This is a genomic window from Sporosarcina sp. FSL W7-1349, from assembly GCF_038003045.1.
In the GTDB taxonomy this organism is placed as follows: Bacteria; Bacillota; Bacilli; order Bacillales_A; family Planococcaceae; genus Sporosarcina.
The window spans coordinates 114,383-140,111 of record NZ_JBBOOK010000003.1; the positions used below are offsets into that span (position 1 = coordinate 114,383).

Annotated in this window: 19 protein-coding genes and 4 pseudogenes; 15 read left to right on the forward strand and 8 right to left on the reverse strand. The window is 39.5% G+C overall.

Annotation, left to right across the window (positions count from 1 at the left end; all coding sequences use genetic code 11):
• Positions 1 to 351 precede the first annotated feature (351 nt).
• Positions 352 to 1,155, reverse strand: coding sequence for a TspO/MBR family protein (locus MKY41_RS19135; RefSeq protein WP_340746585.1), 804 nt, complete (start codon positions 1,153 to 1,155; stop codon positions 352 to 354).
• A gap of 167 nt (positions 1,156 to 1,322) precedes the next feature.
• Here MKY41_RS19135 and MKY41_RS19140 point away from each other — a divergent pair.
• The 3 genes and pseudogenes from MKY41_RS19140 to MKY41_RS19150 all read left to right on the forward strand — a co-directional run bounded on the left by MKY41_RS19140 (position 1,323) and on the right by MKY41_RS19150 (position 4,505).
• Positions 1,323 to 2,764, forward strand: a pseudogene (locus tag MKY41_RS19140) (serine hydrolase domain-containing protein).
• Positions 2,765 to 2,987: 223 nt separating this feature from the next.
• Positions 2,988 to 3,935 (forward strand): hypothetical protein, encoded by a 948-nt coding sequence (locus MKY41_RS19145; protein ID WP_340746586.1) that lies wholly within the window; start codon positions 2,988 to 2,990, stop codon positions 3,933 to 3,935.
• Positions 3,936 to 4,208: 273 nt separating this feature from the next.
• A complete protein-coding gene (locus tag MKY41_RS19150; protein WP_340746587.1) occupies positions 4,209 to 4,505 on the forward strand; it encodes an antitoxin VbhA family protein in 297 nt (98 codons plus the stop codon).
• A gap of 293 nt (positions 4,506 to 4,798) precedes the next feature.
• On the opposite strand, the gene MKY41_RS19155 is transcribed toward MKY41_RS19150, so the two are convergent.
• Complete coding sequence (locus MKY41_RS19155) at positions 4,799 to 5,533, reverse strand: glucose 1-dehydrogenase (RefSeq protein WP_340746588.1); 735 nt, start codon at positions 5,531 to 5,533, stop codon at positions 4,799 to 4,801.
• A gap of 442 nt (positions 5,534 to 5,975) precedes the next feature.
• On the opposite strand from MKY41_RS19155, the gene MKY41_RS19160 reads away from it, so the two are divergent.
• From MKY41_RS19160 to MKY41_RS19175, 4 genes are all read left to right on the forward strand, one after another.
• A complete protein-coding gene (locus tag MKY41_RS19160; protein ID WP_340746589.1) occupies positions 5,976 to 6,404 on the forward strand; it encodes a DnaA N-terminal domain-containing protein in 429 nt (142 codons plus the stop codon).
• A gap of 141 nt (positions 6,405 to 6,545) precedes the next feature.
• Positions 6,546 to 7,094, forward strand: a complete 549-nt coding sequence (locus tag MKY41_RS19165) for a hypothetical protein (RefSeq protein ID WP_340746590.1) — start codon at positions 6,546 to 6,548, stop codon at positions 7,092 to 7,094.
• A gap of 279 nt (positions 7,095 to 7,373) precedes the next feature.
• Positions 7,374 to 7,637, forward strand: coding sequence for a hypothetical protein (locus tag MKY41_RS19170; protein WP_340746591.1), 264 nt, complete (start codon positions 7,374 to 7,376; stop codon positions 7,635 to 7,637).
• A 90-nt stretch (positions 7,638 to 7,727) separates the two neighbouring features.
• On the forward strand, positions 7,728 to 8,183 hold the full coding sequence (locus MKY41_RS19175) for an SRPBCC family protein (RefSeq protein WP_340746592.1): 456 nt from the start codon (positions 7,728 to 7,730) through the stop codon (positions 8,181 to 8,183).
• A 131-nt stretch (positions 8,184 to 8,314) separates the two neighbouring features.
• On the opposite strand, the gene MKY41_RS19180 is transcribed toward MKY41_RS19175, so the two are convergent.
• Both MKY41_RS19180 and MKY41_RS19185 read right to left on the reverse strand, forming a co-directional pair.
• Entirely contained in the window at positions 8,315 to 8,503 is a 189-nt protein-coding gene (locus MKY41_RS19180) for a hypothetical protein (RefSeq protein WP_340746593.1), read from the reverse strand.
• Positions 8,500 to 9,279, reverse strand: a complete 780-nt coding sequence (locus MKY41_RS19185) for a hypothetical protein (protein ID WP_340746594.1) — start codon at positions 9,277 to 9,279, stop codon at positions 8,500 to 8,502. The genes MKY41_RS19180 and MKY41_RS19185 overlap by 4 nt, the downstream gene beginning before the upstream one ends.
• Before the next feature lie 185 nt (positions 9,280 to 9,464).
• On the opposite strand from MKY41_RS19185, the pseudogene MKY41_RS19190 reads away from it, so the two are divergent.
• Together MKY41_RS19190 and MKY41_RS19195 are read left to right on the forward strand one after the other, a co-directional pair.
• Positions 9,465 to 10,322 (forward strand): annotated as a pseudogene (locus MKY41_RS19190) (GMC family oxidoreductase N-terminal domain-containing protein); the annotation flags it as partial.
• Positions 10,323 to 10,526: 204 nt separating this feature from the next.
• Complete coding sequence (locus MKY41_RS19195) at positions 10,527 to 11,057, forward strand: GMC family oxidoreductase (RefSeq protein WP_340746840.1); 531 nt, start codon at positions 10,527 to 10,529, stop codon at positions 11,055 to 11,057.
• A 142-nt stretch (positions 11,058 to 11,199) separates the two neighbouring features.
• Here MKY41_RS19195 and MKY41_RS19200 read toward each other — a convergent pair whose 3' ends face one another.
• The gene (locus tag MKY41_RS19200; protein WP_340746595.1) at positions 11,200 to 12,000 is read right to left on the reverse strand and encodes a hypothetical protein; all 801 of its coding nucleotides are present in this window, start codon (positions 11,998 to 12,000) and stop codon (positions 11,200 to 11,202) included.
• Positions 12,001 to 12,877: 877 nt separating this feature from the next.
• Between MKY41_RS19200 and MKY41_RS19205 the strand changes: the two genes are divergently transcribed.
• Together MKY41_RS19205 and MKY41_RS19210 are read left to right on the forward strand one after the other, a co-directional pair.
• Positions 12,878 to 16,006, forward strand: a complete 3,129-nt coding sequence (locus tag MKY41_RS19205) for a serine/threonine-protein kinase (RefSeq protein WP_340746596.1) — start codon at positions 12,878 to 12,880, stop codon at positions 16,004 to 16,006.
• Positions 16,006 to 17,742 (forward strand): hypothetical protein, encoded by a 1,737-nt coding sequence (locus MKY41_RS19210; RefSeq protein ID WP_340746597.1) that lies wholly within the window; start codon positions 16,006 to 16,008, stop codon positions 17,740 to 17,742. The genes MKY41_RS19205 and MKY41_RS19210 overlap by 1 nt, the downstream gene beginning before the upstream one ends.
• 210 nt (positions 17,743 to 17,952) lie before the next feature.
• Here MKY41_RS19210 and MKY41_RS19215 read toward each other — a convergent pair.
• Both MKY41_RS19215 and MKY41_RS20825 read right to left on the reverse strand, forming a co-directional pair.
• A pseudogene (locus tag MKY41_RS19215) lies at positions 17,953 to 18,126 on the reverse strand (IS4 family transposase); the annotation flags it as partial.
• Positions 18,096 to 18,248 carry a hypothetical protein gene (locus MKY41_RS20825; RefSeq protein ID WP_445683359.1) on the reverse strand — a complete coding sequence of 51 codons (153 nt, stop codon included), beginning with the start codon at positions 18,246 to 18,248 and terminating at the stop codon, positions 18,096 to 18,098. The gene MKY41_RS20825 and the pseudogene MKY41_RS19215, both read right to left, overlap by 31 nt.
• An 868-nt stretch (positions 18,249 to 19,116) precedes the next feature.
• Here MKY41_RS20825 and MKY41_RS19220 point away from each other — a divergent pair.
• From MKY41_RS19220 to MKY41_RS19230, 3 genes and pseudogenes are all read left to right on the forward strand, one after another.
• Complete coding sequence (locus MKY41_RS19220; RefSeq protein ID WP_340746598.1) at positions 19,117 to 21,072, forward strand: LTA synthase family protein; 1,956 nt, start codon at positions 19,117 to 19,119, stop codon at positions 21,070 to 21,072.
• 210 nt (positions 21,073 to 21,282) lie between these two features.
• Positions 21,283 to 21,482, forward strand: a pseudogene (locus MKY41_RS19225) (ring-cleaving dioxygenase); the annotation flags it as partial.
• Positions 21,483 to 21,502: 20 nt separating this feature from the next.
• Positions 21,503 to 22,111, forward strand: a complete 609-nt coding sequence (locus MKY41_RS19230; protein ID WP_340746599.1) for a flavin reductase family protein — start codon at positions 21,503 to 21,505, stop codon at positions 22,109 to 22,111.
• A gap of 333 nt (positions 22,112 to 22,444) precedes the next feature.
• On the opposite strand, the gene MKY41_RS19235 is transcribed toward MKY41_RS19230, so the two are convergent.
• Positions 22,445 to 23,305 carry an AraC family transcriptional regulator gene (locus MKY41_RS19235; protein WP_340746600.1) on the reverse strand — a complete coding sequence of 287 codons (861 nt, stop codon included), beginning with the start codon at positions 23,303 to 23,305 and terminating at the stop codon, positions 22,445 to 22,447.
• 497 nt (positions 23,306 to 23,802) lie between these two features.
• On the opposite strand from MKY41_RS19235, the gene MKY41_RS19240 reads away from it, so the two are divergent.
• On the forward strand, positions 23,803 to 25,701 hold the full coding sequence (locus tag MKY41_RS19240; protein WP_340746601.1) for an endonuclease MutS2: 1,899 nt from the start codon (positions 23,803 to 23,805) through the stop codon (positions 25,699 to 25,701).
• The last annotated feature ends 28 nt before the right edge of the window (positions 25,702 to 25,729 follow it).

Here is a 25,729-nt window from a genome sequence, read left to right on the forward strand (position 1 = left end):
AAATCACCACGTTCATCCACCACCACAATAAAACCTACCCCTAAAAAAACTGTCTCGCTTTACTATGGTAGCTACGCGGGCGGCAGGTGCCAGGTTCTAAACCAATTTTGAATTGTTTTAGAACCTGGCAACCGAACAATTTAGAATTAAATGGGTTCTTGGTACATAAATAACGATTTAATCAACATAAACGCCAACGAATACTGGTTCGTTGGCGTTTTACAATTGAAGAAATTGGGTGTTGATTAAAATAATTGAGTGCCAATGCCTGTTCAACAATTGGCATCACAACATAAAGCCCGCACCTCGCATAGCAACTCGTCTACATAACAATCCTCACAGAATTTTTACTTAGGTATTGGGCTGTCTCCGATTTCCTATGGCGACAAGGATGATCGATAGGGATAGGACAATCATGCAGATAACGACGGTCAATATAATGGCGGGGTATTGGTTGTTGAATCCAGTTTCAGATGTATGTTTAGAGTAGATACCGAAATAAGCCCATACTATAGCCAAACCATACGCCGGGTTGTGTAAGCGAAGCATTGTTGTCACACCGATGATTGTTCCGATAATCAGGATAAGTATAGTCCATGTCACTTCAGATAGCCCAAATCCATCCCACCCGATGGAGACAAGGAAAGCTGTAATGTTGGCGATGGTTGCAACTGTGATCCAGCCAAAATAGACACTAAAGGGAAGTTTGATAAAAAAGCTTTCTTTTATAGTGAGGGAAGCTTCTGCGGTCAATTTGTTGATTTTAATTAGGCAAAGAAGAAGCCCTATCATAATGATGACTGATAGGAATAGTCTTTCATAATGCCATGCGAGTATCCAAAGAGTATTAAGAATTGAAGAAATTGAAAAGTAGATGCCGACTTGTGTTAATAGACGGGCTGTAGAAGGTTTTTGCTTGTTGTGAAAGAAACCGAGTTGGTATAAGACATGTAATCCTAATAAGACATAGATGACGCTCCAGATGGAAAATGTAAAGCCTGCTGGGGCAAATAAATTACTATATTTCGCTGAAACTTCCCCCGTCGTTTGCCCATTAATGGGTAAGACGTTCGCCAATACATTGGTGACAATCATTAAGACGTATGTAAGAACGATTATTGTATTCAACCATACTCGTTTGCTTGTTAAATTCATCGTATCCTCCTTTCTCGAACTATATTCATCACTATTTTCTCCTATTCCTGTTTTCCAACAATATAAACGGGTTTTGGCAGTTGTCTATGTAGTAAACTAATCAATAAGCATTACGATCAATTTACGCTTGTCGAATAGCAATGATCCTTTCAAAAAAGGGAGATCTTATGAAAAAAACACTTGTTTCTATGATAATGGTACTTCTATTGTTCTCAGGACTCTCGCAAAGAAGCTATGCGATGTCAGATGCGCAGGCTGAGGCCATACAGGCGTTGCTGGACGATGCTTCTCGTATATCCGGTGTGCCGGGCTTGTCAGTCGCAATTTTGGCCGATGAGAAAGAATACTATTACTCCTCCGGTTATGCAGACCTTGAAAAAGGAATACCCGCAAGTGAAAACACATTATACGAGCTGGCCTCGGTCAGTAAAGCCTTTACCGCCATAGGTATACTGTTGCTGGAGGAGCAAGGACTTTTATCTATGACCGACTCAATCCAAGACTATTTACCTTGGCTTACGCTAAAATATCAAGGAAAACCTGTTGATATGCAGAGCCTTACTCTTAATAATTTTCTTCATCATACAAGCGGTCTGACCAATAATAAACATGCCCAGCTTATCCCTCAAGGCAATACTCCTGATATGCTGCAAAAGACGGTGGAAGTGCTGGTGAATGCTGATTTATCCTTTCCTCCTGGCAAACAATATACGTATGGAACCATTAATTATGATGTGTTAGGTCTGGTGATCGAGCAAGTATCGGGTCAAAGCTACGAAAGCTTTATGACCGAACGGGTATTCCAGCCGTTAGGCCTTAACCAGACATTCGTCTATAAAGAGGATGCCCTGGCTACTGGACAGCTGGCACAAGGCTATCGTTCTTCTTTTTTTAAAACAATCCCCTATAACGCGCCGGATTATTCCGGAAATAAACCGGCAGGCTATATCATCTCTTCTACAAAAGACATGGCGCGCTGGATGGGTATTCAGATGGGAATTGTGAAAGATATACCAGAAATATTTCACACCGCTATTCAAAAGTCGCATCAGGGGGATAGGTCCGTTCTGGCTGTTGACACTATGTATTATGCAGCAGGCTGGATGGTAAACGCTGACCAAACGATTATCGAGCATTCAGGAGAAAACCCAAACTTCAGAACCCAAGTAGTGCTATTACCCAACGAACGAACAGCCATCTGCTTATTGGCCAACGGCGCCAATATCAATAGCAGCATGGTACTAAAAATCAAAGATATAGTAGACGGCAATTTGTCGAAAACCTATGAAATAAGCAGCACACAGCGGATATTCTTTTGTCAATTGCAACCATTATTTGTTGCTTGTTAACTGTTTTATTTTTTGTTTTGGGATTCCAAAGGCGGAAATTAAATAAAAAGCAGCCAATCACAAAAAAAAGAAAAATTGCATCCTTCATTTTAATACTAGTTACAGCGGCTCTAAGTATAACAGGCTTTGCCCTTGAGTGGCCAATCATACTTGTTTGGGAAACCTATAGTATTCTTACTGCCCTCATTTCGGTAACACTATTAACAGCAAGCCTTGCATGGCTTGTATACACTGGTAGATATAACCGTTCGCTCAAATAGCCTTACCTCCTTCGACTGGATGGCATAAAAGAAGGATCTAACGTTTAGTCATGCCCAGTGAGGTGTGGGGCTACTCAGTTGAACGAAAACGAAATCCTCGGTTATTTTTCATACAAAAATGAGTGTGGGAGCAAGGGCATCGATTCACTATTTGTAGAATAAGAAAAAAATAATATAATTCCTACACTATACGGAAAATAAAAAATCGGGGTTGTGAAGTTTAATGAATACGGATAAAAGTTCATACATTGAGCAATGTATTATCAAATATGAGGAAATTATAATTAAGGCAAAAGAAGGAACCGAAAAAGATAATGAAATACTAGCAAAGATCGTCAAATCAATGTCATTTGGACTCTTACCAATCAACTATAATAGTTGGTTAGAGGAGTGCTTTTCACATCAAGACTGGCAAAAGTGGAATGATTTAATCTTCCAGCAAATGCGTTATGTATTACTTCCGGGATGCAGCGGAGGGTATGACCATTGTCAAAACTTCTTACATATTTTAGAGGCATTCGCTTGCGGGGATAACGAAACGATGGAGCGCATTCTTCCGTCCGAACTGGGTTTAGCTAAAAATGGCTACCCGTTTTATATTGTGATGAGCAACCTCTTGAGTGCCGTGTGGTATAGAGATGAAATACTGTTGCCAAAAGCGCTTGAGGCTGCCGAAAAATTTGTTGGCACGAAGAAACCACAATGGGAGCGTTCAGGAGCTGCATTTCTACTTTCATTACACAAAGAAGATGCCGAGGGAATGGGGACACATTTGCAAAATTTGTGTTCAGGATACATGCGTGCAGATTTCAGTAAAGCGATGAAACAGCTATGTGTGCCTGCACATGGTCTTTATTGTTTGGCACAAAACTTATTGCCAGCAGAGATATTTCAACAGATAAAAATGCCGGAACACAAGAACTTTTCTCAGGGATTTGCAAAATGGAGAAATGAAAATTCACGCCCTAGATTAAATCTATACTTTGAATATCCGGCACCTTTGGAAATCCTCAATCAAATTTATATGGCTCCAGTGGCCAAAAGCATTATTTCACAACCATATCTACATAGCGATAATCCGTATCATTCTCCGCAATTAAAGAAAAAATGGTTTCTTGATGAGGAGGCGATGCTAAAAGCCTTTGTTGAAAATTTGAACATTACTCCCTAACGGGAAAAACCGTTAAATAAATTAGTACGGAAGCAGAGCTAACCTCATGCAACTCAATCAAACGGAAGCGCGAAACCCAATAGACAATTTACACGGGTAGATGCTTGGGTGTTGAAGCCTCTAGATGCGGGTTCGTTTCCCGCTTCCACGGTCCTCATAGGGAATAGGTTATAAGCATACGAAGTGCGATGAATTAGGGATGTTGAACGGAGGGTGAACTTCTGGTCAATGTCCTTTTCTCATCTTATGAAATAAAAATGAGGGGAGTTGTTTATGGACTCATTGAATGGAACACCACGGGAAGAACGTCAAAAACGTGTTCGATTTGGGGTTGGGATGGCCGCTATTGACGGTGGAAAGCCGACTGATTTTACACGGGGATTATTAAAACAGTACGAAAATGGTGGGGTTTCGGTAAAGCATTTAATACAAGCGATTATTTATAAGTATGGGATTAAGGTCGTTCAAACATTATCACGCTTGAATCGCACGAGCCCAGGTAAGGACGATACATTCGTGCTTGATATCGAAAATGATCCAGAAGATAGTGGCCTTCCAACCTTACTATGAAACAACAGGGCTTGAGGTGGTATTTTCGTATGATTCATTAAGGAACTCAATTTCGTGATCATTGATAGGTTTAAGAACGTATGAATTGTAGTAGCAATTCTGTTGCACCACAAAAAAATCCATCCCTGAGAGGCTGCTCATAAAGGATGGATTATTTTATCCAACTAGCTGATCCCCCTTGCAGGGAACTTGCTATTACTTTCTACAGACCGCCTAATGTCAGTAGTATTGGAAGGAGGTCCTTTTAGCTTATTCGTTTGGAACAAAAGAATTCGCACAGGTACCGTTCGCTATTACATCGCCGTCAAGCCGCCATCAACGATGAATTCAGAGCCTGTTGAGTAGCTGGATTCATCGGAAGCTAGGTAAAGTACGAGTTTCGAGACTTCTTCGGGTTGGGCCATTCTGCCGAGTGGGATGGAATTCGCAAATTCTTTGATCATCTCGACAGAATCGCCTTCCATTACCATTGGTGTTTCGATGACACCTGGGTGAACGGAGTTGACACGGATGTTAAGATGCGCGAGTTGAAGGGCAGCTGCTTTCGTCATGCCGCGTACCGCAAATTTCGTATCGGTGTAGCCGACAGCGCCGCCGACCAATCCGTTGATCGAAGAGATGTTCACAATTGAGCCGGACCCAGCTTTTTGCATGGAAGGGACGACTGCTTTCATGCCAAGGAATACGGAAACTTGGTTGATGTCAACAATTTTACGGTAATCATCTTCTGTAAGCTCCAAGAAAGGCGTACCGATACTGATTCCGGCATTGTTTACTAGAATGTGTACGGGACCAAACGCTTTCTCCGCCTCTTCCACTACCGTTTTCCAATCTGCCGCACTCGTTACATCTTGCTTCACGAACTTTGCATTGCCGCCCAGTTCCTTTTCAAGGGCCTGTCCGCCCGCTTCATTGATATCTGTAAATACAACTTTCGCGCCTTCAGCTATAAATCTTCGGACATGCGTTTCGCCCATTCCACGCGCCCCGCCAGTTACAATTGCAACTCTATCTGTCAATTTACCCATACAAAACGCTCCTTTTTTATGTAATCGCTCCTTACAATTTAAGTGTAAGGTTTTTATTGGGAAATGTCTAAAAGTTGGTCCATGGAGAGTTGTTAAAAAAGGTCATTATTGACAGACGAATGACAATGAACCAAATTCGTTGGCTTTCATATGAACTCACTCCTTTTCTTCCATAAACATGAGTTGCATAAGTACGCTCGGAGACTCATCGTTCATGTCGAAATCCTCGAATGGCTTGGGCCAGTCGCCTACCGGGCAGATGGCCATTGTGATGAAGCGGATGGCACCGCTCAGCTCATGAACTTAGAAAAGGTTCTAAATCAATTCAGAATTGCTTTAGAACCTGGCACCTTTCACTACGAAGAGGTAGAATATAATAATGTTTAATAAGAGAAAATCAAATTTACAATAATGTAGATGAATAAGTCGGGGGGGCTCGGTATTGAAGAAAATTGAAAACGAAATCGAGTTATTTGAACACTTTAGAAGCATGGGAATAAGAAATAGGACTTCTGAAATTGAGATACCTGGAGCCGGAAAGTTTCGGATATTTTTTCAAGATGCTGAGGATGTTGGCCGGGACATTAATGTAGATTCGGATGAAATCATGATAAATGATGACGAGCAATTTACACTCTGGGACGATGTATTATTGAAATTGAAGCAAACAATCAGTCATCCAAGTTTCGAGACGTGGTTCAAAAATACATCCGCCATCCTGCTTGATGATCATCATATCGGTGTAGTGTGCAGCAATAGTTTTCAGGTAGATTGGTTGCAAACAAACTATAGGCAGACTCTTATCGACATACTTGAAGAAGTGACGGGGAAACAAATTGAGCTGGAGATTGTTGTAGGAAACTCCCAATAAGGACAGTCAGCCGAATCCTACAGTAAGCATAAGCAGCTATGAAAACAATAAATAACGAAATCCAAGGCCTTTGTCGAAATTAATTGAGGTCAAGAATAATCGTGATGTCCAAGATATGACTGATTAATGGGGGAATGTATCATGAACAAAGAAGAATTATACAGATTGGTTGATACGATTCCCGAAAACGAGCGGGCTGCTGTTGCAAGGTTTCTTAAGGTGAAAGCAATGCCCACAGAAGACCTGACGGATGAAGGAATTGAAGCCATCAGGGAAAAATACGGTAAGGGTGAATTTTATAAATATGCAACCACCGATGAGCTAAAAGCGGGATTCCAGAATGTGAACGAGATGATTATGTATCGCAAAGAATTCAATGAGGTATTTGAAGTAACAGTATCGGAAGAAAGATGGGTGGCCTTGAAAACGTATTTGCGAGACTTGAATCAACCGGAAAATATGCCGACTGCCCATGAAATAGAGATTTTCAGGTTGCACGAATTAGAGAAGAACAGCCCAGACTATGTGACTTACACACATGAGGAGCTAATGGACTGTTATATTGATGATTACGATGAGGTAAGCGCCGCAAAAGTGATGAAAGAAGACTTGCTTCAATCGATAGACTGTATGTCGGCTGAGCATTTAAAGCTTGTAAGTGAGTATGTTATGAAGCTTGAGGATGATTGAATTTCTGGCTGGATCCTGGGAATATATACGGTACCTAGCCAATATACATAATTCACTATAAAAAGGATGAACACAATCTTGGCGTGACAGATTGTGCTTATCCTTTTATCCATGACCCATCCCATTTATCGCCATAATGCACAGGCACCTCTCAATTATCCAATTCATTTCCCTTTGATTTCATCACGAAATACATATAAAATATACTTCTACACTTCTTTAATTTGCAGAGGAAGTATGAACCGATATAAAGAATAATTATCCAAGTGGAGGCTACTTATGAATTATAGAATCAGTAACAAGCAAGTACTTGAACAAGCCCAAGTGCGTTCGGTTTCAGATGTACAATTTACGGAGGAAGAACTTCAAAACGGCATGTTGCTGGCGATATCCAAGGCGGATCCTACGTTGGCGTTGTATTTGGTGGAGGTCGACGGGCAGAAGAAATTCGAAGTTCGTTGGGATGATTCACGGGAGCTTTTCACCGGCTGGTATTCCGCTTGGGAAAATTTCGATTGGTGTCTGAATATCGCAGGCAACTGAATTTTCATGTTTCATGCACAAGCAGTGGCTAAGATGATAAAATACTAGTTGTTATGCCCATTATTAATAGAGAAGAAAGTAGTGAAATGTATGGCACTCGCATCGCATTCAGTAATCATCCCCACCTCTGTAGAACATGTATGGAATTATGTCAGCCACATCGAAAACTGGGCGACCCTGGTTCCGGCCTACAAGGAACATGAGCAAGTGAATGAACATCTGTCCGTTTGGACGTTCGAAGGGAATTTCAAAGGGCTGAAAAAGACCGTGAAGATGGAGTTGGACATCACCGAATTCCAAGAGCCTTCGACGATTCGCTTCGAGTTGAAAGGGCTCACGGATAACTTTACGGGAAGTGGAACATTCACTGCCGAGGAAACGGCGGGAGAGACAACGATGACCGGAACGCTTGAAGTGAACGCTGGCGGCTTGACAGGAGCTGTATTGACGCCTGTCATTAAAATGGTGCTGCCCAAAGTGACGACGCGTTTAACAGAGAAGATTGCACGCCAAGTGAAGCAGGCAGAAGTGCCGGTTTTGAAATAATTCATAGGTACCTGTGGGACAAACAATTTGGGGCAATTCCGAATCGCTTGCAATTGTTTCGCACACAGGTACTTTTCACTTCTTCGCAAGGATCACCGATTTTGGACGCTTGGCAATTTTTACTGTCCTACCTACAACCCAAAACTCCTAATGATCTGCTCAATCTCCTCTTCTGTCTTCCCCTCGCTTACCAGTTGTTTAATGATCTCCATCCGGGCTTCTGTCGCTTTCTTCATCCAGGCTTCTGAATTTATTCTTCTCCTAAACCGTTCTTTTCTCTCTACGGCATCGGGCAGATACCACATGGTGATCGCTCTCATAAAAATTCACTCCTCCTCTTCCCAATACACGAACCACAAACATAAGCATCGAATTCTTCATTCAAGTCAAAGTCCTCAAATGGCTCAGGCCATGTGCATACTGGGCAAGTGGCCATTTTAACGAATTTCACAGCATCGTCGATCTCGTTGGCTAGCGACTGTTGCTCGTTTTTCAGAAAGCAGATGCTTGCTTCGTATAACAGATCCAGCTCCGGTTTATCCTCATATTCGTTTTCCGGGAAAGTGAGGACGTTGCGGCTTTCCGTGGTGGCATCGAGTGATTGGTTGTAGCTGATGAATGGTTTCCATTGCTCTGTATCCAACATAGTTTGTAAGATGACTTCAAGCTTCTCTGCAATCGTGCGAGGCATTTCATCCCAACTGATGTGCAGTCCGTCCGTGTATATGTAATTTTCCACATCCAGGAAGTGGTTGGCGACGGACAGGCGCAAGCTTGCGATCAATCCGTGGAGCCACCGCAGCTCGTCCTTGAAGAAGTGGACCCCGTCTTCTACAAGGACATATACCGCACATTGCCCCGCCAATTCATCGATTTCCTCAAGCACTGCGTCACGTTCCGTAAAACTTTCGAATTTCCATGGCTTGCTGGACAGATCCATATAGCGTTCCAGCAGTCCGACGTAGGCAAGTCCATACGGTTCATCCATAACCCCTTCAGGCAAGCAGTCCATCGAACAATAGCGGCAATTGCCCGTGCCCGCAAGGAATGGCTCTCCCCCTATTTTCTTGTGGCAAGCTGTGCATGTTTTCATCATGAAAACCCCCCTCGTCTGTTTGTCATTCATACTATACATAGGGATTGCGGAAACTGTTATATCAATGCACACCCATTTCACAGGACAACATCTCTTTACATAGAGTATGTTGATTGCGAACAAATCTGAGGGGGAATGAAGTGGAACAAGGGTGCCATGAGCAATTGTCGTTTGACTACATTATAGTGGGAACGGGACCAGCCGGCGCTGTACTTGCTAAGAAACTGACAGATAATAAAAGAACATCCGTGCTCGCTTTGGAGGCGGGGGATAATAATGGTGCGGAGCAACCAATAAGGGATTCCTTATTTGCGCCGCCACCCATTTTAACAGACAAATTTCTGGCAGAATATTTTTGGCAAGGCAAAGGCCTTCCTCAGAAAAACGCAAAGAATCAAACGTTCCAGTGGACAGGGGGAAGGACCTTCGGTGGTACGACATCTGTTAACAATGAACAATATGTAAGACCCTCCCAAATCAATATGAAACAATGGGAAGACATGCTAGGTCCACTATGGTCCCCTGAACGTGAAACTTACCAATTCTCAAGATTGGAAAAGTACAACGGTGCCACCTCTAATCCTGAAGCTAGGGGATTTGACGGTCGATTGAATATTAGACAAACCCCGGCATATCCGACGGTAATGGTTGAAAAGTTTGTTTCCGCAATGGAATAAGCAACTGGACTTCCAAGAATCTTAGACTACAACGATCCGAATACGCCGTTAGGTCCTTTTACAAGATGGCAACTATATCAAAAACCGGATGGCATCCGGGAAAGCTCAGATACGGCCTTTTTATCATCAGATGTTATGACACCCAATGGTCTTGGCGTCGATGGGAGAAAGTTAACCGTTTCTTTCCGATCAACTGCCCTGCGTATTCTCTTTAATAATGAACAGCGCGCAATAGGCATCGAGTACCTGAAAGACGGCAAATGTGTTCATGCGTTTGCGAAAAGAAAAGTAATACTATCCGCCGGCATAAACAGCCCGAAGCTATTGATGCTTTCAGGAATTGGTCCATCTGATACGCTGAATAAAGCGGGCGTTCCTGTTCTTTACGATAATCCGAATGTGGGCCAGCACTTGACAACCCACGTCATCACGCCGGCTTTTTTCTCTGCAAATCCAAACGACGCTGCATTGCCGGCCGACGATCCGTTTGCTCTTTATCCGGGCGGCGCCTTTTTGCCAGATCCAACGCCTGGGGCGGACCCGAGCCGCCGTTGGGTACAAATAATTGGTATGCCGGGCGACGATGGAGGTTTAAATATTTTCTTTTATCTAACAGAGCCGAAAAGCAAGGGCTCCGTCAGAATCCAAAATGATGATCCTTTAAAAATGGTACTTGCGGATGAAGGATTCCTGAACGATCCCGCCGATATGGAGGCAATTAAGCACATTTATAAAGTTTATATTAAAAATATTGCTGCTGAACTATCAAAAATGGATTCAACGTATCAACTCATTTCACCTTCACTGGATACGATTAATAATGAAAAGAAACTGGAACAGTTTATTAGAGACAATATTACTCCCACCCACCACGTACAAGGTACAAACAGAATGGCGCCAGACCAGAGCAGCGGCGTAGTAGATTCGGTAGGTCAGGTGTATGGTGTGAAAGATTTGATGGTAGCGGACGATTCAATTGCCCCGTATGTCTCCGACGGGAATACTTCTGCTCCTGCATACTTCATCGGTACGAATATCGCGGACCAATTGTTAATGTGGGAGGAAATGAACGATAAAGAGTTTGGGGTAGGCAAATGGTAGAACCCCCTAGGAACAAAGAATGATAAGTGGTGCCTGTGTGCCAAACAACTCGGAAATTATTCAGTACTGTTGTCACACAGGCACCTAAAGCGATACATAGAGATTACGATAACTGTTATTCTGCACACCGCACAAAAACGCCTTATTCCGGACAATAAAACCCTTCCACCGGCACATCAAACAGCATGAAGACATCCTTGAAATACGTCTCGTCGACCAACTTGTCCAGAACGCCTTTGAAATAGCCGGGCAAATTCCGGATTGCCTTTTTCTTTGTTGCCATGACAGTGATCATGAGCGCGCGGTAGGCAAGGTCTTCGAAGATATGCTTGTCCTCTTTATAAATTTCGTACTTCAGCATTCTGCTGGAGATGGCCCTATGGATTCCGTAAAATTCACGGGCGGATTTTATGTCACCGATTGTTCCGGCAAGCAGATCTTTCATTCGACTGAATAGACTTGTGGATAACTTTGACGGTTCACCCTGAGACGTGTAGTTAAGATCTTTAGATTTTATTAGAGATTTAGAAAGTAGAGCTTCGTTTTCGGAAATCTGCTCGTTTTCCCTGTTGTCATGCGGTTTCTCGTCAGGGTCACGGTCGTTCATTTTCCCCTGGTCATCGAACGGTAAAATAATGTAGATGTTGGCACCGAGCCCGCTCATGACCGGACGGATGTAGTGGACCTTGTCGATGATGTGCAAGTTAACGAGTTTCCGGATAGCACGGCGGACGGTGATGTTTGATTTCCCGATGGCGTTTTCGATCGTTCCGTGTTTCAAATGGGCAGCGCCGTATTTGACAGAGTAGCGGCGGATGATGTCCAGCACTTGGCGGTCTGACTTTGTCAGGTTGTCCCAGTGAAGGGACAAGTGCTGTTCGGCAGCTGCGTCCATTTCGGCGATCGAGTTGAATTTTGAGTGCTCCTTCAGGTAATGTGTCATTTTATTTTCCCCCTTTGCCCTCTATATAGAGGGGAGGGGTCAAAAAGGATACTTGTTCTGTGAAATAATTTTGATTATCAATTAATTAAAGCGCATGTTTTTGTTTTTGTTAAGGAACTAGATGCCGATTAACAGAAGGGAAAATACTATAATATACGTATCGAAGTCAATTTGTTTGGCACACTGGTACTTTTCATTTTTGCCATAAACAGCTTAGGGATTTGTGTTAAAAGAACTAGCATAATGGGAAGCCCGTAACTGATATAGATAGACAATAATGTAAGGATGGTTTATTGACTCATGTGTGGTGTATCGTTAATCACTTTACTATCTTTAGTAACGTACATCGGAGCATCCAGGTAGGACAGACAGTAGCGGTGGCTTACACGTGGAGTTCTATTTAATTTCGCTGAGTTTGGTAAAATGGGATGATTTATTTGGAAATGATTGTTATACTAGTTGCAAAAAGTATCATTCATGAAGATGTAAACATGGTAGCAATAGAAATACTAACATGGGCGTTTTAACAGAAAGTAATAATCAAATCTTGTTCGATGTAAATGGAACCGGTTTTGCTGATGGTATCCGCCCAAGTGTATTTCGTGTTGCTCGTGTTCCACGCATCTGGTACTACCCATTGGATTCTGTCACATAGTAGGTCTGGGCGTCTTTTTTGTGCAGGAAATCGAATGAATCGCTTGGGATGAGGGGTTGCGGGAGAGGTTGTTAGGAGGATATTTTTTTTGGTTTGTTTAGCATACAGGCATTCTTATACAAGTGTTTCTCGAGCTTTTGAGGAAGTTTTGTTCGAAAAAATACCAAGTGTAAACTTTGTAAAGTATAGAAATTTATTCTTGTTCAAATGAGGTGGCATTTGATGAACTATATTATTGATAATAAATATATTTTAATCGAGGAAATTGCTAAAGGAAAAGATAGTATTATATATGATGCGAAGCATAGAAAGACAAAGGAATTTTTAAGTATTAAAATATTGCAATTTAATATAGATGATGGAGAACATGAATACCTTTCAGAAATATACAAAAGAGATGCAGAAGCATTATCTAGATTAAATCATCCAAACATCATTAAATATATAAATTCAGGAATAGACGAAAATAAATTTTATATAGTAATGGAAAATTTTTTGAGTGATAATTTGGAGAATTATCAAAAAGAAAGTACTTTAAAAATTGAAGAAAAGGTAGATATTATAGAACAAATATTAAATGGCATGATTGAAGCACATAATAAAAACATTATACATAGAGATATCAAACCATCAAATATCCTAGTTTCAGATGAGGGAAGAGTTAAGATAATCGACTTTGGTATAAGTAAGATTTTAGATCTCTATAGTTTTAATACAGGTTATACATTAAAAGACCGTATGACTAAAGAATATGCTTCGCCAGAACAAATATTAGGTAAGGAATTAAATTTTCAAACAGACATTTATTCAGTAGGTTTAGTCTTATTGAAGTTGTTAACAAACCAAACTCCTACAGTTGATAAAGAAGAGATTTATCTTAGTATCGACAACTTATTTCTAGATAACGAATTAAAAATTATATTAAAAAAAGCATTAGCTATTGATGTAAATTTGAGATATAAAACCTGCTATAACTTTTTAGAAGATTTGCAGACTTATAAAGAAAAGTTTTCTATTCTAGATGGTGTATTAAATGTTTTTGCACCTAAATACTTATCAAAGAAATTATATGAAAAGGGAATAATTTTTAACAACAATGAAAGAGAATTTTTAAGTTTTTTAAACTCTGCACTAGTAGCTCCAACAATTTATAAATCGAAAAATAGTTATTATTTGATTGGTGAAGAAGTCAAACTCGTCTTGAAACCTAATCATTATGATGGATATTTTGAGATTAAAGAAATTGATTCATTAATAGATTATTCTACGAATGAATACGAGCGTAACAAAGGCATAGAGATTAATACAGGAATAAATGTTTCTACTAAGAAACTGGTATCTCAAAATCTTAACAATTTCAATGTTTTAATAAAGGCTATAGATAAAAAATATGAGCAACATAAGTCTAAAGAAATATCGGCAGAGGAATCAAACAAATTAATTGAAGAATGGGAAAATGTCCTAGACATCCTAAATAATTTTAATTATAAAAGGCAAAATATAGGTAACTATGAAGATTTTGAAATTGATAATAATAAAAATCAAATAAAGATAAAATTAGGGTTAAATACTGATATTGGATTAATAGAAGAAAATGATTTTATAAATTTGCAAATGAGGAATAAAGGGAAAATTACTGTAGGGAAATTTAAATATGTTAAAGATAATATTTTATTTACATCAATTGTCCCACATTTAGAATTTGAAAAAATCAGTCCAATTGGAAACCTTTCAATTGATATGACACAAGCATTAGCTATGAATAAAAGATTAAGGAATGCACTTAGAGCTTTAAGGAATGGTCAAACTGCAAATAGAGAACTATTTAATTATTTAATAGACCCTTCAACCTTAACAATTAATAATTCAATTACAGATTTAGAGTTTGTAAATAAGAGTATTGATTCAGAAAACAAAATAGCGGTTAAAAGAGCATTAGCTACCAATGATATATTTCTAATTCAAGGGCCTCCTGGCACAGGGAAATCAACCGTCATTACAGAGATTATTAATCAAATATTTTTAGAAAAAGATAACGCTAAAGTATTAGTTACCTCGCCTTCTCATGTGGCGGTAGATCATCTATTAAAAAATATAATTAAGACTCAAGAGAATAGAAAAATAATAAGAATTGGTAATAGTGAAAAAATAGCTGTTGAATCAGAAAATTTACTAGTTAATGAGCAATTAAGAAAATGGGTTCATGAGGTTAAAGAATCGTCTTTAAAAAATACGAGGAACAAATTTCATTTTAATGCAGAACTTAATACTGATGAAAGAAAAGCGTTAAAAAACTTCAGTACTAATAGTAAAGATGCTTTTGCTGAAGAGAATGTTAATCCTAAACTTATGGGAACATTAGAAGTTATTAAGTCATGGCATTCAAGGTTAGAATTAATGGATGAATTTGATGATATATTTGCTCAAGAAGCATCTATTGTAGCTTCGACATGTGTGGGGATAGCGTCTAGACACACTTTAAGAAGCATTGTTTATGATTGGGTTATAATCGATGAAGCTGCACGTGCGACTGCACCTGAAATGATTTTACCAATGTTGTTAGGATATAAAATAATACTGGTAGGAGATCATCATCAGTTACCACCAATAATAAACTTAATTCAAGAAAAAGAACTAGGTATAAATGTTAAAAAACTTGAGAGGAGTCTTTTTGAAGACATCTTTAACAAGTCTTCTGAAGAGGCTAGATATACTTTAAGTTCCCAATTCCGAATGCATCCTGTAATTTCGTCAATGATTAAAAATGTATTTTATCCTACTCATAAAATTGAAACTAAAATCGAAAAAGAAGAAAGAATGCATGGATTAGATGAAAAAGAAATTATTATTTGGAAAGATACTAATAATCTTAAGGGACGTAAAGAGGAAAAATTTGGAGAATCTTTTAGAAATATTGAAGAAGCTAAAATTATCAATAGAGAATTAGAGAGAATTAATAAAGAATATAAAAATAAGGGGATAGAGAGATCTGTTGGTGTGATTTCTGGATATAATGCTCAAAAGCAATTGTTAAACTCAACAATATCGCCTAAAGACCCTAAATGGAGTAATCTTGAAATCCAAATTGATAATATTGATGCTTTCCAAGGATCGGAAACAGACATCGTATTTTATAGTTTGGTTAGATCAAATTTGGACTATAAAATAGGTTTCTTGAGTGACCAAAGAAGATTAAATGTCGCATTATCTCGAGCCAAGATGAAATTATATATTGTTGGTGACAGTAGGGCCGTTGTTAAAGCATATAATAATAAAGGTGATTATTTTAGAAAAGTAATTCACTATATTAATCAACATCCAGAGACCTGCTTGTTTCAGGAGGTGTATTAATGAGTAAATCACTAGTTTATAATGCTGTAAAAAGAGAATTTCCATATTATAGAGTAATAAATGTTTTTGAAATAGGTATGCCTGTTTTTAAAAAAAGCGCTAAGTGCTTAGCTACTATAGAAAAGGGATTACCTATTGTACAAGAATATACATTGAAGCTGTCAAACTTAAACTATAGTACAATAGAAATTTCTGAAATGTTAGCTTTAGATAAAGATTTAGTTAAATCGGCATACTATTCCCTTATCCAATTAGATTTAATTGATTTTAAAACGAGAAAAATTACTGAAAAGGGAAGAGAAGCACTTAATAAGAGTAAGTATTCAAGTTTAGAAATTACTGAAGTAAGTCTATCTATTAATTCGTATACAGGCAATATTTATAAAAGTGGTAGTTTTATTAAGGCTAAAAATACTAACAAAATGAACTTATTTACTATAAAACCTCTGTTATCTAAAAATGACCAAAATTTAGTAGACTATACTAAAGTTCGTTCTATTTTCAAATCAACCAAAAAGGAAGAAGATGCTGAATTTGATGGGAATTTAGTAGAGATTTCAAGAGTCGTTAATAAAGCAGATGAATTTTATAAACTTTATATTGTTATACTTGAGTCACCAGATAAAGAAATTCGATTATTAGCTTATGATTTGGATTACCATTTGGAAACATTAGAACTTAAATTAAAGCAAGGTGATTTACAAGGAATTAAATATTTTATTACAGATTCAAAGTTTTTAGAAGAAATGTATGCTCTCGATTTTTTACATAGTGTAGAAATTTCAGAGGTTGATTTTTGGGATATACTTGATGTGAACATTTTAGAATCAGATTATAATCAATTGGAATTTATACTGCCTATTAATGATTACTTTATTCCCAATGATGGGTGGATAGATGCCCTAAGTAAACTATTAAAATCAAAGACAAAGGTTATTATAACCTTTACAGGTAATTATTCAAATCCTTATCAAAAAGTTCAAGTTAATAAAATAATTAACTTGAAAAGGTCTACAGAATTTTTAAATGTGAATCATTCTATAGAGCGTCAACTTCCAACTTTATGTATTAATAAAAGTGAAGGCTTTATAATTAAACCATCTTGTTATAATTTAGATCTAGTTACAAATAGCAAATGTATGGAAACAAAGGTTTATAAAATTACTGAATTTAAGGAAGTCGAAGTTACTGAAAGAGCATTTGATAAGGAAGAATTATTAAATAAACAAAGTCTTAAGAAAGCTATAAAAGAGCTAGTAATGTTGATTAAAGATTTAGATTTGTTAATGAATGATTATTATGGTATGGGCTGGCTAATAAACAATCGTTGTAATAACGAACACTTGTTTGAAAGTATGGGGCTAGCAAATAACTTGAACAGTTTTACTACGTTTACTGCACAGTTATACGGTTGTATTGGAGAAATTATTAAAGAACTTGGAGATAAGGAAAATAAAAGAGGTTATTTCTTTAATGATTTTAAAGAACGTGTCCCACATGCACAAAATGCGATGAATAGACTTCGGGTATATAGAAATTCTGTGCAACATAGTCATTTAGATGACAATCAAATTGAAATCTATCTAGATTTTATTAAACAAGATTTAAATGGTACCTTCCCTGAATTTATAGATAACGGGTACTTGATTTTACAATCAATTCTTATTAAAGAGTTGATTAAAAATGTTAAAGAGGAAATTGGTAAAATAAAATTTGAGCTGCAAGAAATGAATTGATTTTAAATTGGGGTTACTGAATAACTCAAGAATCCTCTACATGTCGAAGAAAGGTGAAACACCACTAGCGTCGCACAAATTACTTCCAAATATTCGAGTTTCTTTTTTCTGTTTAAAGAGAAAAAACGAAAACAGCTGAATAGAGACAGAGCAGTCACCCCATATTTTACTTTACCGTTTGGCAGGCGCAACTGAGCAGATTCACTTATGTTATATCACGCTTTTGCATTGAATTTTTCGAAGCCAGATATGTGCGGATTTCCACAATGACGCCTTCAGGTAGCGGCTGATCTGCAAATATGTACGTGTAATCTTCGTTCGAAGCTGTGCCAGGACGTCCAGGCAGTAGACGATCATTGCGATGTACACCTGGTTGTGTACCCTTGCACTTTCTGAGTATCGGGAAATGCGCGCACGTCGAAGAGCTGCTCGATCTCCGCAAGTTCGAGCAGCTCGAAGAATTCTTCTTTTGTATGTGAATAGTGGCCGATTATAAAGATTTCCACATCGTGACCTCCTCGATATAATTCAAGATTTCCACTGAGTGGTCGGTGTAAAACATGGCGGCCCGAATAGTATCTTTGCTGCTTCAAAGACGTTTTCCATTGTCAACACAGAGGAAGACGTCTTTTTTGTTACTCCCATTTCGTTTAGACATTCTACAGGCTACCGTGTTGTTTTGAAGAAGCATTCCCCATCAATAACCGCCTGCTATCTTCGGTGTAGAACAGGATGAAGCGGTCTTTTTCACTGAAACCAAATTTCTCCCGATAAAAATTTTTCACTTCAAGTATCCAATTCCTCTTTTTTCTTTATATAACTAATGAAGAACCAATCAAGGAAGGGATGAATGCGAAAGGGATGACTATGCATGTAACATGAGAGATAAGCAGTTATTTTTAAGCACATCAACTGTTCTAGCGAAGATCACTCGTTATGACGATTTGACCACATTTCGAAACCCTCGTTTTATCAACAAGGAAGTTACTACGGAAAACAGGCTCCAAACCCATGCGAACTGGGCGTTTGGCGAGTTGGCCAGCAGTGTCTTGCTAATGGGACTAACAAAGGGTTAACAATGAGCAAACAACTATTAAAGAAAGTAAGAAAGAAAAGAAGTAAAGATCTTATGCGGAATCGCCAATTGATGGAAACCGTTCTAGTCTTATAGAAAAGGGAAGTTTGACAAATGCCGCAATAGCGGTTCTCGTCCCAATGTTGCACGCGCTGTGCTTTTCCACTGCAAACCACCTTGCATTCTTGTAAGTTGACGAAAAGGCTAAAGAGGAGTATTATGTTTTACTTGTAAAGTTACTTTAAAATAACATTTTCTATAGATCAGAAATAAATCAAAAAGTAAAGGGCGGTGTTAGCATGAGAAAACAACGGAGTGTGAAAGATTTTCTTTTACACAACTTTTTAGGAATCTATGCAGTCGCTGTCTTGATGTTATGGATGAAAACCTATATCGCGCAAACGACACAATTTGAATTAGGAGTGGAAGGGCCTCTTCAACAATTCCTGTTGTTGCTCAATCCGCTCGGTTCGGCATTGCTGTTTTTAGGGATTTCTTTTCTGTTTAAAGGAACGAGAAAATATACAGCACTTGTCATGATCTACACGCTCATGTCGATTCTCTTATATGCGAATATCGTCTATTACCGGTTTTTCAGTGATTTCATTACAATTCCTACCCTTATGCAAACGCAGAATTTCGGAGATTTGGGCGGAAGTGTTCTGTCCTTGCTAAAACCGTATGATATTTTGTTCTTTGTGGATGTATTTATCATGATGTACCTTCGATTTTCACGTAAGGTACAAAAAGAGACAAAACGGATTGGATCTAAAAAAGCGGCCGCCATTATTGCTGTCGCCTTAGTAATTTCTATCATCAATCTAGGACTCGCTGAATCGAGCCGTCCGCAACTGTTGACTCGAGGCTTTGATCGAAATTATATTGTGAAATACCTAGGGATGTATAATTACACGATTTACGACTCGGTGGAAACGGCGGCGGCCTCATCACGGCGGGCGCTCGCAGATAGTAGTGATGTTACAGAAGTGATCAACTACACAGAATCTGCTTACGCCAAACCGAATCCAACCTATTTTGGGGCAGCCAAAGGGATGAACGTCATCTATTTGCATCTAGAATCATTCCAAAACTTCCTGATCAACTACAAATTGAACGGTGAAGAAGTGACGCCTTTCTTGAATTCATTAACAAAAGACGAGAATACGGCGTATTTCGATAACTTCTTCCACCAAACGGGCCAAGGCAAAACGTCCGATGCGGAGTTCATGTTGGAGAACTCCATATTCGGGATGCCGCAAGGATCTGCTTTTATTACGAAAGCGCAAAATACGTACCAAGCCGCGCCAAGCATTTTAAAGGACCGTGGATATACATCCGCTGTCTTCCACGGCAATAACGGCAGCTTCTGGAATCGGAATACGATCTATAAAGCATTTGGGTACGATCATTTCTTCGATGCGAGTTATTATGATACGAGTGCCCCGATCGACATGGCCGAATACGGATTGTTGGACAAACCGTTCTATGAACAATCTGAAAGCCTGCTCGGTTCACTGCCGCAGCCGTTCTATGCGAAATTTATTACGGTTGGAAACCACTATCCGTATGCGATGGATCAAAGCTTAGTGACAATCGATAAAGCTCAGACTGGGGACGCCAGTGTGGACGATTATTTCCAAACTGCGCGTTATACGGACGAGGCGATTGAAACAGTTTTCACTCGATTAAAAGAAATGGGCTTATATGATAACTCGGTCATTGTTCTGTATGGCGACCATTATGGTATTTCAGACAATCATAAAAAAGCGATGGGCCAAATCTTGGGGAAAGACATTACGCCGTATGAAAGTGCGAACTTGCAGCGCGTCCCATTATTCATACATGTGCCTGGAATGAAAGGCGGCATCAACCACACGTATGGCGGCCAGACAGACCTTCTTCCGACGTTATTACATTTGCTTGGAATTGATACGAAAGACTATGTTCAATTCGGTACCGATTTATTCTCGGAAGAGCATAATGAAATTGTCCCATTTCGAAATGGCGATTTCGTCAGCCCGACGATTGATTCCATCAATGAAAAGTTTTATGATAATCGGACAGGCTTGCCGCTCGACGAAAGTCAATTGGAGCGTGCGGAAGCCATGAAAAAAGAAGCGGCTTATAAATTGGGGCTTTCTGATAAAGTTGTGAATGGCGACTTGTTGAGATTCTATACGCCAAAAGGATATACGCCCGTAGATCCATCCCAGTATAACTACACCAAAGATGTAGATGTAGAAGTAAACGAATGATATAAAGCAACGGAAGAAGTATGTTCTCTCTGAGGAGGGAGAGCATGCTTCTTTTTACATTGACTATCGCTCAACATCAATTCGTTTTCAAATTGACCAGTATCAATAGAATTCCAGCAAACAAGCAAATCATCGCGCATGAGTGAGATTCTCGGCAAGTCCGAATAACGCGATACCCGTTGTGATTATCAACACGCAAGGGACGACGAGGACCGAAATTACTTAGAGCTATATACTTCAGAGAGCATGGGGAAATATTATTTGAAATTGCAACCGATCCTCCAGGGTTTGCACATGATGAATCTCAGGCTACAATGGGAGAGAAGCTAATGCTGCCTGTGCAATATGAAAAGTATAGAGACCGACTGGAACGCAGTTTAATACCGGTTAAAGTGCAAGAATTAATGTAACGAAAGAAAGGTGGATGTCCATGCTTTCCATTGATCCGCGTGCAAATACGGAGAGGGAAAATTATAAACTTCTAATTGGAAGTATTATACCGAGGCCGATTGCATTCGTGACTTCATTGTCTGAAGAGGGGGTTCTAAACGGTGCTCCCTTTAGTTACTTTAATATCGTTTCGTCCAACCCTCCTATGATTTCTATAGCGATTCAACGTTTAGGCGGGGAACAGAAGGATACCGCTCGGAATATTGAGAAGAAGCAAGAATTTGTCGTCCATATTGTGGATGAAGAAAATGTGGAGTCGGTTAACGAAACAGCGGCGAGCCTTCCGCCGGATGAAAGTGAGATTGAGCTGGCGCGATTGACACCCGTTGACAGTTCCAACATATCTGTGCCAGGCGTAAAAGAAGCAAAGATTCGAATGGAGTGCATACTGGAGCATTCCTTGCATTTGGGTGATAAAGAGCGGCCCGGTTGTGATTTAATCATTGGGAGAGTTGTCCGATTCCATATTGCTGATGAGCTCTATGAAAACGGAAGAATTGATGCAAATGGTTTGGCGGCTGTCAGTCGACTGGCGGGTGCAAACTATGCGAAGATCGGTGAAATTTTTGCAATGAAACGTCCTGATTAAGATGAATTGCTATTAGATTTTTGTGTGGATCAAGCTTGCATCGATACCAAATTGATTGAAGAAAGCCTTAACGCTTCTCGCAATAAACCGCTGATCGTATACGGAAGTATGGGATGCCGGTTCTATGATGCCGGATCATTGAGATAAGATCTATTTATGTAATCAATTGGCCTCCTAATTCAAACAATGAATTAGGGGGTTTTTGCTATTTGAGAGATCAACATGAGCATAGGGGCACGCACTAAAACACAAAAAACGCTTGAAACGTTCTCCAAGCGTTCTTACGTCTCTGAAATTGCCATCTCTACAAGGATGCCAGGCCTGCAGTTGTTGTTATTTTTTGATGGGAATCCAAATTTCACTATAGTAATTTTCGGAAGAAGGATCTGCATCGCTTAAGTAGACTTCCAGTTCAGGTCCGCCCGAATGCTCGTATCCCGTTGCGGGGAACCATTCGGAAAAGATTCTATCCCATACTTTGGGCATTGCATCAGGCATGGCGCCGTGGACGGGAAACACTGCCCAAGTCGCGGAAGGAATTTGCCGTTCTTCCCAATCGGAAGGAGTTGGGATTTGCTGTTTTTCTGCGGCGATCATATAGGTGAGATGCTCCTGTTCTTTATCAAAATCCATACAAACTCCGAGCAATCCGAGAGGGCCGCCCTGTTTGGCAAGCTCTTCCGTAAAACCATCCTGATTGGCCTCCTGCCAGAATTCGGCTATCTTCTGGTGATTCTCCCCGCCTATTGTCGTAGTCCGAATGCCTTTTCCTACAATAGGAAACGTCTCTTTTTCCACGATTTTATAATCCATTTCCACATCACCCTTTACCTGTATTTGAAAAGAGAGTCTAGGATAGGCCTTCAATGCTTGACTATGCTTTTTAGCTTCAGAGGGACTGATGCCATGAATTTTCCGGAATGCTTTTGAAAATGATTCCGGACTTTCATATCCAAACTTCATGGCCACGTCGATCACTTTAGTTCTGAAATGGACCAGCTCCTGTGTTGCCACCGTGATACGGCGATTTCGGATATATTCACTGACGGTATATCCCGTCAGCATATGGAACATTCGTTGAAAGTGAAATTTGGACATGCAGGCGGCAGCGGCAATATCCTCAATGAACAGATCCTCAACCAAATTCCTTTCGATGTACTCGATGCTATCGAGCATTTTTTGAAGGCCCTCCATTACACCTCTCCTCTCTATTCTCAGTCTAACAACTATGTATCCGGCAATCCGGTGAATTTGTGCTTTTTGAGGACAGGTTTGCACCGTCCTTGAAGGCTCTTTACTTTCCTACGGATATTAATTATAATAGCCCTTGTAAAGTCAATTTCAATGAGCCTAACAATTCAATTTAAGAGGTGCATTTTGTGAGTGCGGTAGTCGTTTCTAAATAAGAGAACATGATAGGAAATAAGGAAGTTTTAAAAATCGGGGATTGTATATCCTTTATTTTGTTATGGACTTATTTCCACTTATGAAGATACCTACCATACTTTACAAACATGCGTATAATTTCATAAATAGAGCTATCGATTTGATGGTTTTATTTGTGATCTTACGATTGCATCGGTAACGTAAGCTGCGGTATCCACCGCAGCTTTTTATATTTAGCTCATTGAAATCTTGCCAATAGGTTTCTTCATTGCTGATCTATAAAATCACATTGAGGAGAATGAAAAATGAATGAAAATACGTTTGACAAATTACAGTTCAATGAACTAAAAGAGATCGTAAAATCTTATTGCGTCAGCGGGCTAGGCAAACAACTATTTGATAAATTAACTCCGAGTTCCAACTTGAAAGTAGTCCAGCATCGGTTGACCGAAACATCTGAAGCGCGTGCCATTCTGGACGCGGGAGGAAACGTGCCTTTCATGGGCGTGACCAACATCGAGCATACGATTGACAAATTGGGAAAAGGTATCATTTTATCCCCAACAGAGCTTTCCGGCATGTCCGATTTTTTAAGAGGTTGCCGGCGGATAAAAGTATTCATGGCCGGTAAAGAATTTTTTGCTCCAACCTTATCGTCCTACGCGAATTCCATGACAGAATTCATGGAGGTAGAAGAGGAAATCAACTCTTCCATCAAAAATAATCAGATCGACTCGGACGCCAGCAAAGAACTTAAACGTGTTCGTCATCATATCCAAACAACTGAACAAAAAATAAAGGAACGATTAAATAAGTTTTTAAACAGCAGTGCAAATAAAAACTACATTCAGGAATCTATCGTTACGATTAAAGATGATCGCTATACAATCCCGATTAAGTCCTCATATAAAAATCAAGTACAGGGAACGATAGTGGAAATATCTTCAAAAGGTTCAACCGTCTTTATGGAACCAAGTGTGGTGGGAAAATTAAGTCTTGAATTGGCAACGTTAAAATCGGAAGAGGCTATGTTGGAATATCAAATACTGGCTACTTTAACAGGGCTAGTGAATGAAAATATTCAAGCCATTCATATTAATATCGAGCTCATATCCCAGTACGATATGATTTTCGCCAAAGCGAAACATAGCAAACATGTGGATGGAATTGAGCCAAACATTAATGATCATGGATATATAAAGTTAATCAATTGCAAGCATCCATTGCTATCGGGTCATGTTATACCACTTCAGTTTCAGATCGGGGACAGTTATCGCAGCTTAATCATCACTGGACCGAACGCCGGGGGGAAAACGATTGTGCTGAAGACAATTGGCCTTGTCACTCTGGCAACGATGTCCGGCTTTCATATTACAGCTTCGAAAGAATCCGAAATAGCCGTATTTGACCGCATCTTTGTAGATATTGGGGACAATCAGAGCTTGGAAAATGCGCTTAGCACGTTCTCATCTCATATGAAGAACTTATCCGAGATACTTCGGTCAGTAAACAACAATACCCTTCTCCTGTTTGACGAGATCGGCAGTGGGACAGAACCAAATGAAGGTGCAGCGTTGGCGATTTCCCTGTTGGAAGAGTTTTATCTAAAAGGATGCATTACTGTTGCGACAACGCATTATGGAGAGATTAAACGTTTTTCCGAAATGCATAGTGACTTCATGAACGCTGCGATGCAGTTTAATCATGAAACATTGGAACCATTATTTAAACTTCTCATAGGACAGTCCGGAGACAGTAATGCCTTATGGATCTCCAGAAAAATGAATGTCCCGGAACATGTGTTAAAAAGAGCAGAGGATTATATAAAAAATAAAGAATATCGCTTGGAACGTTTACACGAAAGCAAAATCCGAAGACCGAAAGAAGCTGCTGAAAAAGCAAAAAATAATATCGACTATCAAAAAGGGGACCGTGTAAAACTGCTTGACCACGATGACTTTGGTCTCGTGTACAAAGAAAAGGATGACTATTACAACGTCACGGTGTATTATCAAAATCAATTGATAGAAGTGAACGAAAAACGGTTGGCACTGGAGCTAAAAGCGGAAGAGCTATATCCGGAAGGCTATGACTTGGACACCTTATTTAGTGATTTTAAAACAAGAAAACTGAATCATGATATAGAGCGGGGATCGAAAAAAGCCCTTCGGAAAATCCAGAAAGAAATTCGCGAGAACAAGTAAATTGTGTTTCTGGTTAATTCCCGCACAT